8 protein-coding genes are annotated in these 13,429 nt (G+C 64.7%); 5 read left to right on the forward strand and 3 right to left on the reverse strand.

Annotated features, from left to right (window positions below):
- The 3 genes from EDF56_RS22025 to EDF56_RS22035 all read left to right on the forward strand — a co-directional run bounded on the left by EDF56_RS22025 (nt 1) and on the right by EDF56_RS22035 (nt 5,163).
- Nucleotides 1-1,398, forward strand: coding sequence for a hypothetical protein (locus tag EDF56_RS22025; RefSeq protein WP_207904912.1), 1,398 nt, complete (start codon nt 1-3; stop codon nt 1,396-1,398).
- A gap of 47 nt (nt 1,399-1,445) precedes the next feature.
- Nucleotides 1,446-3,677, forward strand: a complete 2,232-nt coding sequence (locus tag EDF56_RS22030; RefSeq protein WP_243652775.1) for a carboxylesterase family protein — start codon at nt 1,446-1,448, stop codon at nt 3,675-3,677.
- 190 nt (nt 3,678-3,867) lie between these two features.
- Nucleotides 3,868-5,163 carry a DUF1214 domain-containing protein gene (locus EDF56_RS22035; protein WP_165912329.1) on the forward strand — a complete coding sequence of 432 codons (1,296 nt, stop codon included), beginning with the start codon at nt 3,868-3,870 and terminating at the stop codon, nt 5,161-5,163.
- Nucleotides 5,164-5,198: 35 nt separating this feature from the next.
- Here EDF56_RS22035 and EDF56_RS22040 read toward each other — a convergent pair whose 3' ends face one another.
- Nucleotides 5,199-6,536 (reverse strand): twin-arginine translocation signal domain-containing protein, encoded by a 1,338-nt coding sequence (locus tag EDF56_RS22040; protein WP_132391623.1) that lies wholly within the window; start codon nt 6,534-6,536, stop codon nt 5,199-5,201.
- Between the two features lie 207 nt (nt 6,537-6,743).
- Between EDF56_RS22040 and EDF56_RS22045 the strand changes: the two genes are divergently transcribed.
- Both EDF56_RS22045 and EDF56_RS22050 read left to right on the forward strand, forming a co-directional pair.
- A complete protein-coding gene (locus EDF56_RS22045; RefSeq protein ID WP_207904914.1) occupies nt 6,744-7,742 on the forward strand; it encodes a serine hydrolase in 999 nt (332 codons plus the stop codon).
- Nucleotides 7,743-7,913: 171 nt separating this feature from the next.
- A complete protein-coding gene (locus EDF56_RS22050; RefSeq protein WP_132391627.1) occupies nt 7,914-9,098 on the forward strand; it encodes a hypothetical protein in 1,185 nt (394 codons plus the stop codon).
- Between the two features lie 1,414 nt (nt 9,099-10,512).
- Here EDF56_RS22050 and EDF56_RS22055 read toward each other — a convergent pair.
- Together EDF56_RS22055 and EDF56_RS22060 are read right to left on the reverse strand one after the other, a co-directional pair.
- Nucleotides 10,513-11,793 (reverse strand): replication initiator protein A, encoded by a 1,281-nt coding sequence (locus EDF56_RS22055; protein WP_132391629.1) that lies wholly within the window; start codon nt 11,791-11,793, stop codon nt 10,513-10,515.
- 549 nt (nt 11,794-12,342) lie between these two features.
- Nucleotides 12,343-13,407, reverse strand: a complete 1,065-nt coding sequence (locus tag EDF56_RS22060; RefSeq protein ID WP_132391631.1) for a ParB/RepB/Spo0J family partition protein — start codon at nt 13,405-13,407, stop codon at nt 12,343-12,345.
- Nucleotides 13,408-13,429 lie beyond the last annotated feature (22 nt).

Raw genomic sequence — 13,429 nt, forward strand, 5'->3', positions numbered from 1 at the left:
ATGGCGAAACGTCACAAGGTCGCGCTTCTTGCCGGGCTGGCTCTGCTGGGTTTCCAGCAGATGCCGGCCCGTGCGGAAACGACGGAACCATCGGGGCTGGCAGCGGGAGATGCCGCGATCAGGACCACGTTCGTGCACCTCGCCAAGGGTGTTCCCGGCGTGCTCTACGAACCAGCATCGCCCGGCCCCAAGGCCGAGACGGCAATCTTCGTCATGCATTCCTCGGCCGATTACCTCAGTTTTTCGGCCTGCACGGAATTGTCGCGCCGGGGCTACCGCGTGCTCTGCGCCAACAACAGCACCAGCAAGTCAGGCGCATCGAATGACGGCATTCTCGATTCTGTCCTGATCGAGGCCAAGGCCGGGGTCGCATGGCTGCGCCAGCGTCCCGGCGTGAAGCATGTGGTGCTGCTGGGCCACAGCGGCGGCGGCACGGTGATGAGCGCTTACCAGTTCGTGGCCGAGGGCGGGCTCAAGGCCTGCCAGTCCGCCGAGAAGATCTGGAAGTGCCCGGATTCTCTGGCGGACCTGCCCCCCGCGGACGGCCTCATGCTGATTGATTCCAACTGGGGGCTGGCGGCGATGACGCTGTTCAGCATCGATCCTGCCGTCCGGAACGAAACCAGCGGCCTCGCGCTCGATCCCAGGCTGGACATGTACAACCCGGCCAATGGGTTCAACGCGTCCGGATCGCATTACAGCCCGGCGTTCACCGCCGCCTTCCTCAAGGCCGAGGGCGCGCGCAGCACCGCGTTGACCCGGCAGGCCGAGACCCGCCTCGCCGCGATCGAAGCGGGCAAGGGCAGCTATTCTGACGACGAGCCTTTCGTTGTGCCCGGCGCGATCCTGCTGGGCAGTAACAACCGGCTGTTCTCGCAGGACACCCGCCTGATGTCGCACACGCAAAAGGCATGGCCGCTGCTCCACGCCGACGGCAGCGTGACCACGCAGGTCATCCCCAGCGTGCGCGTGCCGCAGAACACCCGCAACCAGAGCCCCTCGCTGATGCAGGGCGCGCTCAAGACCTCGGTGCGCAGCTACCTCAATTCCTACGCCATCCGCACCGGGCCGGACTTTGGCTATGACGAGACGTCGGTCCGCGGCGTGGACTGGACTTCGACGTATGCCAGCCCTCCCGGCAATGTGCAGGGCGTGTCCGTGCCGCTACTGGTCATGGGCATGACCGGGCACTGGGAATACCTCGCCAGCGAAACGATCTACGAACTGGCACATAGCCGCGACAAGTCGATCGCTTTCGTCGAAGGGGCAACGCACATGTACGACACCTGCAAGGCGTGCGAGCGCCATCCCGGCGAATTCGGCGACACCCAGAAGACGACGTACGACTACATCGACACATGGCTGAGCAAACCCGGCCGCTTTGCAGCGGCGCATTAACGAGAGCCGCTTTGCGGTCGCGAAGTGAACGACGAGAAGGATTGAAGATGCGCTTGAAGCTCGGCCCCTGGGCCTGTCTCGCCACGGGGGCCGCGCTCATCGCCATGGCCGGTGCGGCCTCGTCGCAGCCCATGCCCACCAGCATCGGCCATGACCGCCAGTTGCTGATCGCGGCCCTGCCCGCGAAGAACAAGGCCCACGGCCTGACCGTTACGAGCCCGGCATTCCCCGCCGGTGGCGACATTCCGCTGGCCAGCACGCAATATGGCGACAACCGCTTCCCCGGCCTCGCGTGGTCGAAGGGACCCGCGGCCACGCGCTCCTATGTGGTCGTGGTACAGGGCATGCTGGCGGCGGACGGCGCTCCGGAAGCGGGAACCAGCATCCACCTCGTACTCTACAACCTGCCCGCCGGGACGACCGCCCTCCCCGCCGGAATGACCGAGGCGCCCGGCGGCGCGGCCTTCGGACCCAACGTCCACGGCGCGGGCGCCGCCTATGCCGGACCGCACACGCATGACGCCGCCCGCCACGCCTATCACGTGCAGGTCTTCGCGCTCGATACCGTGCTGTCAGGCGATCTTGGCGGCAATTTCGATGCGCTGAAGCAGGCGATGACGGGTCATGTGCTGGCCTCGGGCGAACTCGTCGGCTTCGCCTCTAAGCCAGCCTTAAAAAGCGCAGGCACACTGGCCGCGACCACGCCGATCAAGGTCGAATCCGGCCAACTGACCGGCGCGGCGGGCCGTGATCCCGATATCGCCGTCTACAAGGGCATCCCCTATGCCGCGCCGCCGGTGGGGCCGCTGCGCTGGCGCGCGCCTGCCGCTCCGCTCGCATGGGACGGCGTCCGCAAGGCCGATGCCTTCGGCCCCGCCTGCCCCCAGCCCGGCGGCGAAATGGCGCGCGGATTGCCGCAGAGCGAGGATTGCCTCGCCCTCAATGTCTGGACCGGCGCCGCGCCCGGCAGCGGTGAGAAGCGCCCGGTCTACGTCTGGATCTACGGCGGCGGCTTCATCGGCGGCACTGGTGCCAGCCCCGAATTCGACGGCGAGGGCCTTGCGAAGAAGGGCGTCGTCGTCGTCACGTTCAACTACCGCGTCGGCGTGCTCGGCTTTCTCGCCACGCCCGAGCTGAGCAAGGAATCGGGCCACGCGGCTTCCGGCAATTACGGCCTGCTCGACGATGTCGCCGCCCTGCAATGGGTCCAGCGCAACATCGCCGCATTTGGCGGCGATCCTGCCAAAGTGACCATCGGCGGCCAATCGGCGGGCGCGGGATCGGTCGGATTCCTGTCGATGTCTCCGCTCGCGAAAGGCCTGTTCCGCGCCGGCATCGCCGAAAGCCACGCCCGCTATCCGCGCGATACCGAGCTGCGCTATCTCTCGGTTTCGTGGCGCCCGCTCGCCACGGCCGAGAAGGCGGGCGAGAAATATGCCGCCCAGCACGGTGCCAGATCGCTGGCCGAACTGCGCGCCCTGCCCTGGCAGAAGCTGATCGAAGGCAGCGCCACGATCGACGCCGATGTCGAAACCGGCAGCGACGGCAAGCCGCCGCTGTTCCGTCCGGTGGTGGATGGCTGGGTCATCCCGCAATCCTACTGGGACACCTACCAGTCGGGCGGTCAGAACCAGATTGCCTATGTCGCGGGCAACAACAAGGACGAGACCGGCGCGGTGCCGGAAACCGCCTTCGCCGCCCTGCGCGCCAGCAAGGCTCCGCCGCGCGCCGGCATGCCGCAGACCAATGTCACCGTGGCCCTGTTCGAGGCCTCCGCCCGGCGCAAATTCGGCCCGCTGGCAGCCGAGTTCCTGCGCCTCTACCCGGCCACCACGGACGAGGAGGCCGCGCTCCAGAACAACGCCGCCGCGCGCGACAACTCGCGGATTTCCACGTGGCTGTGGGGCACGTTGTGGCGCAAGGCCAACACGCTGCCGCTGCACACCTACTTTTGGACGCACGCCCAGCCCGGCCCCTCGCACGATACGCGCGGCGCCTTCCACGGCTCGGAAATTCCCTATGCGTTCAATAGTCTGGACGCGGTGAACCTGCCGTGGACCGATGAGGACCGCCAGATCGCGGAACGCATGTCGTCCTATTGGGCGAACATCATCAAGACCGGCAACCCCAACGGCCCCGGCCTGCCCGATTGGCCCGCCTACAGCGCCCAAGTCCCGCAAGTGATGGAACTGGGCGACCACTTCGCCCCGATCCCGATCGCCAGTCCGGAGAAGATCGACTTCTGGAAGCGCTTCTACGCGACCCAGCCGGCCTGGTAATGCGCTGACAGGCCGTCCGAAATCGCCCTCACCGGCATTTCGGACGGCCGGTCTGTTTCGCGCCGTTCATGTCCCCATGGCCAAGATAAGGCCCGATCGCGACGCCCGATCCGCTGGCGTCGCCCCGCCCGCCCCATAGACTGCCCGGAACAGATTTTGCCGGGAATCCATCATGCGCGTACTCCCTGTAATGCGAACCGCAGCCCTGATCGCCCTCGGCGGCGCCCTGCTCTCGGCCGGATCGAAGTCGATGGCGGACAAGCCCTCTGCCCCGCCCCCGCCCTCCCCCGCCGGCGAAGCCATTCCCGGATGGAATGAATTCCTCGACGGCCTGCGCGACTTGCCCGACCGGATACTGGCGCGCCTGCCCGCCGAGCAGCGATCCGATCCGCAAATCCGGCAGGAGGCGGCGCGGCTCGCGCTCTCCGCCGTCACGGCGGCGGGCATCGATGCGCTGGCCTCCGATCCGGACCGCCCGACTTTCGTGCCCCAGCTCAACAATTACCTGACCACCGGCCAGCCCAACGCCGACACCAATTACCGCTCCGCCAAGATCGCCCCGGGCGGCGTCTACCGACTACGCGGCCAGCGCGGATCGATGAATCAGGCCCGCATTGCCGAGGCCGGCCCTCGCCCGCCGCAGACGCCCGGCACCGTCAACCTCGGTCCGCCAAGGCCGGTGCACGACATCGAACTGCTCAAGGTCGATGCCGCAGGCCGCTACGACGTGATCCTGAGCCCGACGCGCCCGGAAGGCTACACGGGGGATTGGTGGCAGTCCGACCCCACCACCAACATGCTGCTGGTCCGGATGGTCGCATCGGACTGGAGCGCCGAGAAGGAACCGACCCTGTCGATCGAGCGTCTGGACGTCCCCGCGCCGCGCCCTCGCCCCTCGGCCGAAGTGCTGGCCGCACGGCTCCGCGCCATTCCGCAGGCAGCGGGCTTCATCGCCCCGCTGCTGGTCGACCGGCCCCAGAAGCTGCGTGCCGAAGGCGTCGTGAACACGCTGAAAGCGGTCGACATGAGCAAGATGGGCGGCCTTGCCGGCCAGTTCTATTTCGAAGGCGCCTACGATCTGAAGGACGATGAGGCACTTCTGATCGAAACCACGCAGCCGGATAAGTGCCAGTATCAATCGCTGATCCTGACCAACGATCTCTACGAAACCACCGATTGGTACAACAACCAGAGCAGCCTGAACGGATCGCAGCTCCACAAGGACAGCGATGGCATGGTTCGCATCATTGTCTCGGCAAAAGACCCCGGCGTGCCCAACTGGCTGGATACGGCAGGCTTTGCCACCGGCGTGGTGCAGGGCCGCTGGATGAAGTGCTCCAGCCAGCCCATCCCGACCGTTCGCAAAGTGGCGCTGGCGGATCTCGGCAAGCTCCTGCCCGCCGGCACGCCCAAGGTCACGCCTGCGGAGCGGGACAAGATCGTGCGGACCCGGCGCTCACAGCTTCAGGAACGCCCGCTCTGGTAATCTGAACGGAAGCGCGGGCACGAAACCCGCGCTTCTCACGCCGCCGAGCCGGACGGATCGCCGCGCAGCACGCGTTCCAGAAACAGCTGGAATCCCGCTGCCGTCACCGCAACATTATGCGCATCCACGCAGCGCGCGTCGTCCTGTGCCACGTGATGGAAACGGTGAATGCCGAAGACCCCGGCGACCGTCTGATATCCCGCGCCGATCACTTCGTTCAGCTCGCCGGCCGACAGGACATCGCTCGGGTACGGGGTTTCCAGCCCCACGTGCCCCGCGAAACCGCTGCGCGCCAGTGGCAGCAGCGACCGGCTGACCGACAAAAACCGCTGCGGATCGATGCTGGGGAGCGGCTGCATCGACCCCGCCGCGTCGTGCCAGTCCCTTCCCGCGACGTTGGCGCCGAGATGAAGCCAGAAATGCGTTTCGGCAGGTTTCGGCGCCGTCGCCTTCAGCGTTTCGGCGGCGCCAAGGTTCTCGTATTCGTGGCCGCTGTTGCAGATAAAGGCGAGGTTGTGGTCCTGCACCGCCTTGCTTGCCCACCGCGCGAGCCAAAGCCATGTCGCGATCCCCGGCCCGCGCTCTGCCGCACATCCATACCATCCCGATCGCGGCGTCGAGACGGCCAGCCAGCGGTCCTTGCCGCGATCGATCCGTCCCACGAAATTGAACGCCGGGCGGCGACCGCCGGTGCCGACGAGATGAAGCGTCGCCGCTTCCCGCCGTGCCGCCGCTGCCAGAAACGGCTGCGCATCTTCGGGCGCGAGCACGGCGACGGGCCCCGGGAACATCGCTTTGCGGCCATCGGCATTGAGCGCGATGACTTTGCCCGTCGGCCCGTTGGTGACGATGATCGCCGCCTTCGCGCCGGCGGCAAACGCGGCGAGAACCGGCTCCCTGATCGGCTTGGCCAGCGCGGTGGACCAGCGTCCGAATGGCAGATCGATGAGGGCGATGGCGTTCTCCAGCGGAAAATCGGACCGCCCGGCCGGATCGACCCGCACCACTGTCCCTGTCACGCCGTCCGGCCCCGTCGGGGTGACGATGGGCTGCGGCCAGACGGGCGCCTTGGCCGCGCCGGAGGTCAGTTCACAGCGCTCTGCATCGAAAAAAGGCGTCGACACGTCCTGCCGCTCTACCGCAAATCCCAGTCGCTGGAGTTCGGAGGCAAGCCAGTTTCCGCATGCAATGTCGCCCGGGCCGCCGGCCTGCTTGCCGCCGAAGCCGATATACCGGGCAAGATCGGCCGCGACCGTGTCGGTAGCCGCCCTGATCTCGGTCATTGGCACGAGTGACGGGATGCCCGGCAATGCCGCCGCTGCCGGAAGGGCCGCGCTGCCCGCCAGAAAGCTGCGCCTGCTCGTCTCATGCATCGTGCGATCCTCTTGTTCGTCCCCTCCCGCTCTCCGGTGAGGTGGCACCGGTCATTCTACAGGGCCTTTTCAATGTCAACCATATCAGTAGACAATTAGCCAAGTCGCCCCTTATAAGCCGGACACTCGGGAAATCTGCCGGAGGCGAGAATGCGAATTCGTTCAGGTATCAAGGTATTGCTTGCAGCATCCTCGATAGCAGCACTGATGGCTGTCGGTGCCGCGCCGACATGGGCAAAGGGCACAGACATACCCGAGGCGGCAGCCCCCTCCGCCGCCATGACCCGGGTTCTCGACTATGTGCAAAGCCAGAACAGCACCGGATTCCTGGTAATCCAGGACGGCCGGGTTCTGGCCGAAAAGAACTGGCCCGCGCCCGAGGGAGACGCCCAATATGCGCTCTTCGTCTACGGACACGACACGCACGGCGCCTTGCTCGAAGACGTCGCCTCGCAGCAGAAGAGCTTCGTATCCGTACTTGTTGCGATCGCCGCCGACAAAGGGCTGCTGGACGTGACCCGGCCGGTCTCGGATTACATTGGCAAAGGCTGGTCCAAAGCAACGCCAGAGCAGGAAGCTGCAATCCGCGTCATCGATGTGCTGACGATGAGTTCGGGCCTCAATGACCAATTCGGCTACGCGGCCCCTGCCGGTACGACGTTCCACTACAACACCCCGGTCTATGCGATCACCAAGCGCGTGCTTGCGGCCGCGGCGAAGCAGCCGCTGGACGTCATTACCCGCGACTGGCTGACAAGCCCGCTCGGCATGCAGGATACGACCTGGCGGAAACGCCCGGCGGCACTCGCGAGCGTCGGCAACGATACCGGCCTCGTGACATCGCCGCGCGATACGGCGCTTTTTGGCCTGATGATCCTGAATGGCGGGCTGACAAAGGAGGGGAAGCGTGTGGTCTCGCAAGCCGGTCTCCAGGCGATGTTCACGCCTTCCGGGACCAATCCGGCTTACGGCAGGCTCTGGTGGCTGAACGGCAGCCCCTACACGGTAAAGGCGCTGGCCGGCCGCAAGGATGGCCCGCTGATCCCTGCCGCGCCGACGGATCTCGTCGGAGCTCTCGGCGCTTTCGACCGGCGGCTCTATATCGTGCCGAGCAAGAAGCTCATCGTGGTGCGAACCGGCACGACCGCTCGCGATGCCGATTTCGACCAGCAATTGTGGTTGCGGCTTACACAGGCGATCGATTGATCCGATGAGCCTCGGCTAGCCGCTGACCTTTTGCTGGAAGAAGGTTTGCTGAGGGCGCCATAGCCTCATTTTTGTTATCGATAGTGGCCAGACAATTGACATAAGTAGGTGTATAGCTATCTTCGAATAGCTATACAGAAACTACATCCTTTTGAATAAAAAGGGATTTGTTTGGATAAAATCCCCGAAAGCGCCGCAGATCGCGATGCTTTGACTCTTTCGGCGCTTTTCCTGGGTCGTATCCAGGGGGCAACCCGGTTGTTGCCGGAACCATGCTTGCGAGTGCTGGCAGCGCGCATCATTCGCGAAAGCCTCATCGCGGCCCTCCGGCAAGAGGGCCATTCCTTCACCGATCAGCGCTTCCACGAATGGTTCGCGGGTTTGAAGACGCTGACCGACGATCCGGGGCACAATTTACGCCCTGCCAGGGCCATCTGCCAAGCCATATTGACGGAATTTTCCCACAGTTCGTGGCCACATCTCGCTGAGGCGGCGCAAAATTTGACGCGCGCGTTCATGGCGCCCGCCGACTTCATCCGCAGCGGCCACGAAGCCGTGCATGAAGACCTGAACACTGTGATAGCCGAAGCACGCCGTCTGCTCGCCAGCATCGATCCACTCGAAGACGAACTGCCGTTCCAGGCAGTCTCGGCGCTTTTCAAGGCTGCCCGGACGAATGTGCGCTTTGGGCTGCAAGAGGCGGGTCTGCAAATGATCCACGGCCCGGGGCGAAGCCTTGCCCACGAAGTCCGCGTGCCGGAGAATTCGCGCTGGGCACTCGACATCCTTGCCGGCGAATTCCTTTCATCGCCTCAAGGCTTGCCATTGGCGTTCCCGCTTCCGTCGCTGGTCCGGCTCTCCGCGCCTTGCGACTTCCCCTATGAGGACGTTCCGGATCCCCTCACCCCTTCCCCCCGTGACGACGCGCCGGCTGCTCTCCGGGATGCCTTGTGGCAGCTCGACCGTATGCTGGGCGAAGCGGGCGAGCAGGTTGATCTGATCCGCGAGCGATCCGGCGGCAGACGTTCCAGCGGACGCAGTACGCCGGTGCTGGAATTCCTCGCCGGGTTCGGCACGCTGCGCAGTGCGCAGATCGAGCAGCTTGTCGGCGCATCCCGGCTTGGCGTGCGGACCATTCTGACGGCGATTGCCGAAATGGGGCTGCTCGCTTCCGAGGCTTCGCATAATCGCACCTTGATGTATCGCTACGCCCCGTCAGCGCAGACCGTATCCGGTCAGGGTGAAGGGGCTGGCGAGTTTGCGTTCTCGCGCGATGCGCTCGATGAATACGAGGCCTCGATGAACGCCATCGATGAACTGCTCGGCCGAACGTCCGGCTCGGCCGACAAGCCTTAGGACAGAAGGGCCGTCGCCGTCCGGTTCGGATGGTGGCTCCTGCCCGCCTCTCCTTCATCCAGGCCTGCTCCTCCCTACAGGCGAAATGTCAGCCCGTAGCGCATCGGACACAAGCGGCAGTGGTGAACAGGCGGAGGCGGATGTCCTGCCGTGAGTCATTTTGGCCTCACGTGATGCCGAAATGCCATTTTCGTTGCGCTTTTGCCCAAAAAATAGGCTCCCGCAGAGCCTCGTACAGAGCAAAGACGGGCGTGCCGCGACCCAGAGTTCATCGCGGGAGCTATGAAGCTCTAGAGGGCCTCCAAGGGCAATTTTGCGCATTTCGGGTTTTGTTCGCACTGCTGCGCCCAAAAAAAGGAGCTTGAGCGCTTTCTCAGAGTCCAAAATGCGCTCGCCGTCGTCGGAGTGGGTCTGCGGCGGCGATGGGGATCGGAAACGACCTTTGAGGCTTCCATGAGGGCATGCGATCGATGACGGCGAAGAGCGAAGGCGTTCTAGGTCCCTCATCGCGTTGTGGGCGCGGAGGTCATGTCGTGGTCCGCGCAAGATCGGCAAGGCACAAGTTCGAACACGCTCGCAATGGAACGGGCGGAAGGCGAACGTGGTGCGACGAGCAGGCGGATGTGAGGCCTACTTTTTTCAAGCGGCCCGGCGCAGCGACAGGTTCGCTTGGTCTCCCCGGAAAAGGCATACACGTTTGCCCGGTTTAGCGACTGGTCCGGTTCGTCCGCCCGAAAGAACCCGGCGGTGTTCCGGGAGTGTCGCTAGCGGTGCGCAGCCGGGAGATGCTGACACATAACGTGAGGTTTGATTTGCAGCCGATATTGGGGGCTGGGCGGAAGAGCGTACGTTGAAACACGCGGTGCTTTGCCCAAGGCGATCAGAACCACTCGACGTTCCGGAGTTCAACGGCCTCGCCGTCTGATTGAAGCCGCGCGGCCAGCCCTATGTTTGGGCGGTTTTGCGTACGCTCGCCGTAAAGCGCCCTTCCCTCTGTCCCAAAAATACCGAAGCTTCCGGCAGTTAGAATCTCATTTAGGGATTCTGTTACAAGGTTACAGGCCCGGATTGCTCCCGAAAGCCACGAGACTCCGATGAGTCGCGAATTTGGGCTGTTCCCGAAAGGACGTGTATCCGTTCCCGGAGTGTCGAGGCCGGCGTTCCCGGAGTGTCGAAGGGGTGTTCCCGGAGTGTCGAAGGGTGGGGTTTTCCTGTTCCCGGAGTGTCGATGGACCGTGAAAAGCGCCCGGTTTGGGTGCGAGGTTGAATTACTTTGCGCGCATGCTTCGCAGAGAAGGTTCAAATCTCGGAAGCCGTCCCTTTCGAGCGAAGCGTCGCGGACATCGATCCAATCCTGACGCGACACTTCGGGAACGGCCCCCCTTCCCTCACCAAACCAGCACGCCGGGCTCGCTCATCCGCGCAGCGAGCGGCCGTTCTTTTCGTGATGGCGGCGGACCCAACCGACGAAGGCGCGCTGCCAATCGGCAGGCGTCCGTTCGGGACTGGCCCCGATCCAGCGTTCGAAATCCGCGTGGAGTGCATGGAGATCCCAGCCCGGGCACTCGCGGCGCAGGAGCGTGATGGTCTCGTCGGTCATGAACCCGCGCGTGGCGGCATCGGACAGACCGACGATAGTGGTGCGGATAAGTTTGCGCGCATCCACCACGTCTTCGGGCACGTTTCCGCCGGGCACCGCGTCAGCGGATGATGGCTGTGCGCGCTGGCTGTCATCAGTACCGCCTTGCGAGGCGGCCCGTTTCCCCGGGGAAACCCGCTTGGCCGCGGCGACCTTGACCGTGGGATCGGCAGACCCTTCTTCCGCTGCGGCCTCGGGCAGCACCATTCCGGCGCCGCCCTTCCCGTCTACCCGGCGCATTCGCAGCATGGGCTCGCCGTCCTTCGCGGTCTCGACCGCAAGGGCATAGCCCGGCAGTTCGTCCTTCTCGGCGAGCTTGAGCATCTCGAACTTGAAGCGGCGATATTGCCCCTCGGCACCCGACTTTTCGAACAATACGGGCATCGAGATCGCGAAACCGGCCTCCCCTGCCCCACCGGCGTGCTTGCGCGCGACCCGGTAAAGCCAGCGCTCGCGGCCTCCGGTGATGTCGAAATAGGCGCGGTCGATCGACAGCACGCCGCCTTTCATCATCACGCCTTCCCAGAACCAGTTGGACAGCTCGATCGTCATGCCGCGCGAGCGTTCGGTCCGCTCGTCGACGAGCTGGGTCCAGCCATCAAGCCAGGAGAATGTCGCCTCGCGGCGGTTCTCGGCGCGGATGTTGGTCTTGATCGTTGTCGAGACGAGCCGATCGAGCGCCTGACCCAGCAGTTCGTAGGCACGCCCGGTCGTGGGGCGGCCAATCGCGCGCAGCAGGTCGTAGGGCATGAGATGAAGCTTGCGCGGGACATCGTTTGCGCCGCGCCGCGACATGTCGGCGAGCATACTGGCACAATAGATCAGGATGTCGGCGTCCCAGATCGTCGCCATGCCGTAGTCCGGGTTGGCGCTGACATGGACCCAGAGCTTTCCATCCGGGCTGGTATAGTCGATCGGCTTGACGCGCTTCGACTTGGCCAGGCTGAAGAAGGGGCGTTCCATCATCTCGCGCTGATCGCGCAGCGGCATGTCTGCGACATAGGGCAGGAACATGTCGAATTGTTCTGAGGCCGTCTCCGGCTTTTGGCGGCTCATGTTCGGATTCCGACTGGCAAGTGGACGTGGCTTTGCATTCTTGAAGCTGCGCCGGTGGTCTGTTTCCCCGGGGAAACAGCATCGCGGCGAATTTCGGTGATTCTCGCCATCATGGCGGGCACGCAAAGCAAGGGCAAATCGGCGCCGCGCGTGCCTGTGAAGAACTCGGAAGGGCAGGGTGGATGGTGAGTGGGCCGGATCCGTAGGCCGGTCACGACCGAAGACGCTAACGCGTGGGTGCCGGGGGCGGGCTGCCGGTTGTGTTTCCCCGGGGAAACAGGGGATCGGCGAGCATGCCGTCATGGTGACGGGCGCAGCAAGGCTCACTGGAGAGTAGTGGGCATCCGACTGCTTGCAGGATAGGAGTGAAGGGAGATGGGGGAGCAGAGCTCAGCTGCGGCGGTGCCGTTCGTTCACGGCGGAGGCACTTACGCCAATAGTGTTTCCCCGGGGAAACAAGGAGCAGGGCAGGGGAAACGAAAAAGGCGGGAGCTTTCGCCCCCGCCTTGTGTGATCACTCACCCATACAGATTCTTTCTGCCGGTCAGGTCAGGGACGCAAGCCCTTGCCCTCACCATCGAGCAAGTCCAGCAATTCGCGCACGGCATCGAGCACTTCATCACGCGTCGCACCTGAACCGGCATGAAGGCGCAGCGTCACGCCCTGGCGGTTGCTCGATTGCACCGAGGCCATGTGCCGGCCATGGCGTGAAAAGACCGACTTGGGTTCCGGACGAACACGATCGGCTTCGGGCGCGGCCAGCAGCGTCTTGATGACGTCGGCGGCAGGGACCGAAGGGCGCCCGCCATTGCGGCGGCTCGTCTGTTCTCGGGCAAGCCGCTGGGCCTCCTTGCGGATCGCGGGAGACTTGGCGCTGTCGTCCAGTGCCTGCGCCAACGGATAGGCGGGCTTGAGCTGAACATCGGCAGGGGAGGCGAAAGCATCGAGGATGGCGTCCGGAATGGCCGCGACCTTGAGCATCTTCGACAGCCAGCCCTTGGAGAGCTTCAGCCGCTCGGCCATGCGCGTCATGTGGTTGCCGTAGTGCTGCTTGAGTGCCTCGGCATAATTGCGCGCGCGTTCGAGATCCGAAACGTCCTTGCGGGCGCGGTTCTCAAGATCGGCAAGGCGGAAAGCGGCCTCGTCGTCGAGCTGGACGACTTGCGCAACGAAATGCATCTCCGGATAGGAGTGCGCTCGCAGCCAGGCGACTGACCAGTGGCGGCGGGTACCAGCGATGACTTCGAAATCGTGGTCCGGGTCGCCATCGATGCGGCGGACCACCGCCGGGACTTTCTGACCGCCCTCGGCGATCATCGAATCGATCAGTTCGCGGCAGGATTCCTCGGTGAGGTGGGTATAGCTGCGCGCATTGCCCGGCCAAGGGCGGACCCTGGCAGGATCGAGCAGCAGCTGCGTGACCTGCCGGACTTCGCCGCTGGCTACGCGGGCAAGCGCACTCTCGCGGCCGAGCAGCGTGGTGCCACGCGCGCGTTCGGCCCGCGGTACCACCGGAATGGCCGCGATATCCGTGGCTTCGGCTGCCGACGCGTTCGGTTCGATCTCTTCGTCGGAGAGCAGCGCGGCGAGATAGTCGGATTGCTTGCGGGCCATGGGCTTACCTCGAAGGACGCTC

Origin of the sequence: Novosphingobium sp. PhB165 (assembly GCF_004341845.1) — a bacterium.
Classification (GTDB): domain Bacteria; phylum Pseudomonadota; class Alphaproteobacteria; order Sphingomonadales; family Sphingomonadaceae; genus Novosphingobium.

What these genes read in the sequence shown, in the direction of transcription:
- EDF56_RS22055 (WP_132391629.1), bottom strand. Translation starts at nt 11,793, where the DNA reads ATGAGCCGCCAAAAGCCGGAGACGGCCTCAGAACAATTCGACATGTTC.
- EDF56_RS22025 (WP_207904912.1), top strand. Translation starts at nt 1, where the DNA reads ATGGCGAAACGTCACAAGGTCGCGCTTCTTGCCGGGCTGGCTCTGCTG.
- EDF56_RS22045 (WP_207904914.1), top strand. Translation starts at nt 6,744, where the DNA reads ATGGCTGTCGGTGCCGCGCCGACATGGGCAAAGGGCACAGACATACCC.
- EDF56_RS22030 (WP_243652775.1), top strand. Translation starts at nt 1,446, where the DNA reads ATGCGCTTGAAGCTCGGCCCCTGGGCCTGTCTCGCCACGGGGGCCGCG.
- EDF56_RS22040 (WP_132391623.1), bottom strand. Translation starts at nt 6,536, where the DNA reads ATGCATGAGACGAGCAGGCGCAGCTTTCTGGCGGGCAGCGCGGCCCTT.
- EDF56_RS22060 (WP_132391631.1), bottom strand. Translation starts at nt 13,407, where the DNA reads ATGGCCCGCAAGCAATCCGACTATCTCGCCGCGCTGCTCTCCGACGAA.
- EDF56_RS22035 (WP_165912329.1), top strand. Translation starts at nt 3,868, where the DNA reads ATGCGAACCGCAGCCCTGATCGCCCTCGGCGGCGCCCTGCTCTCGGCC.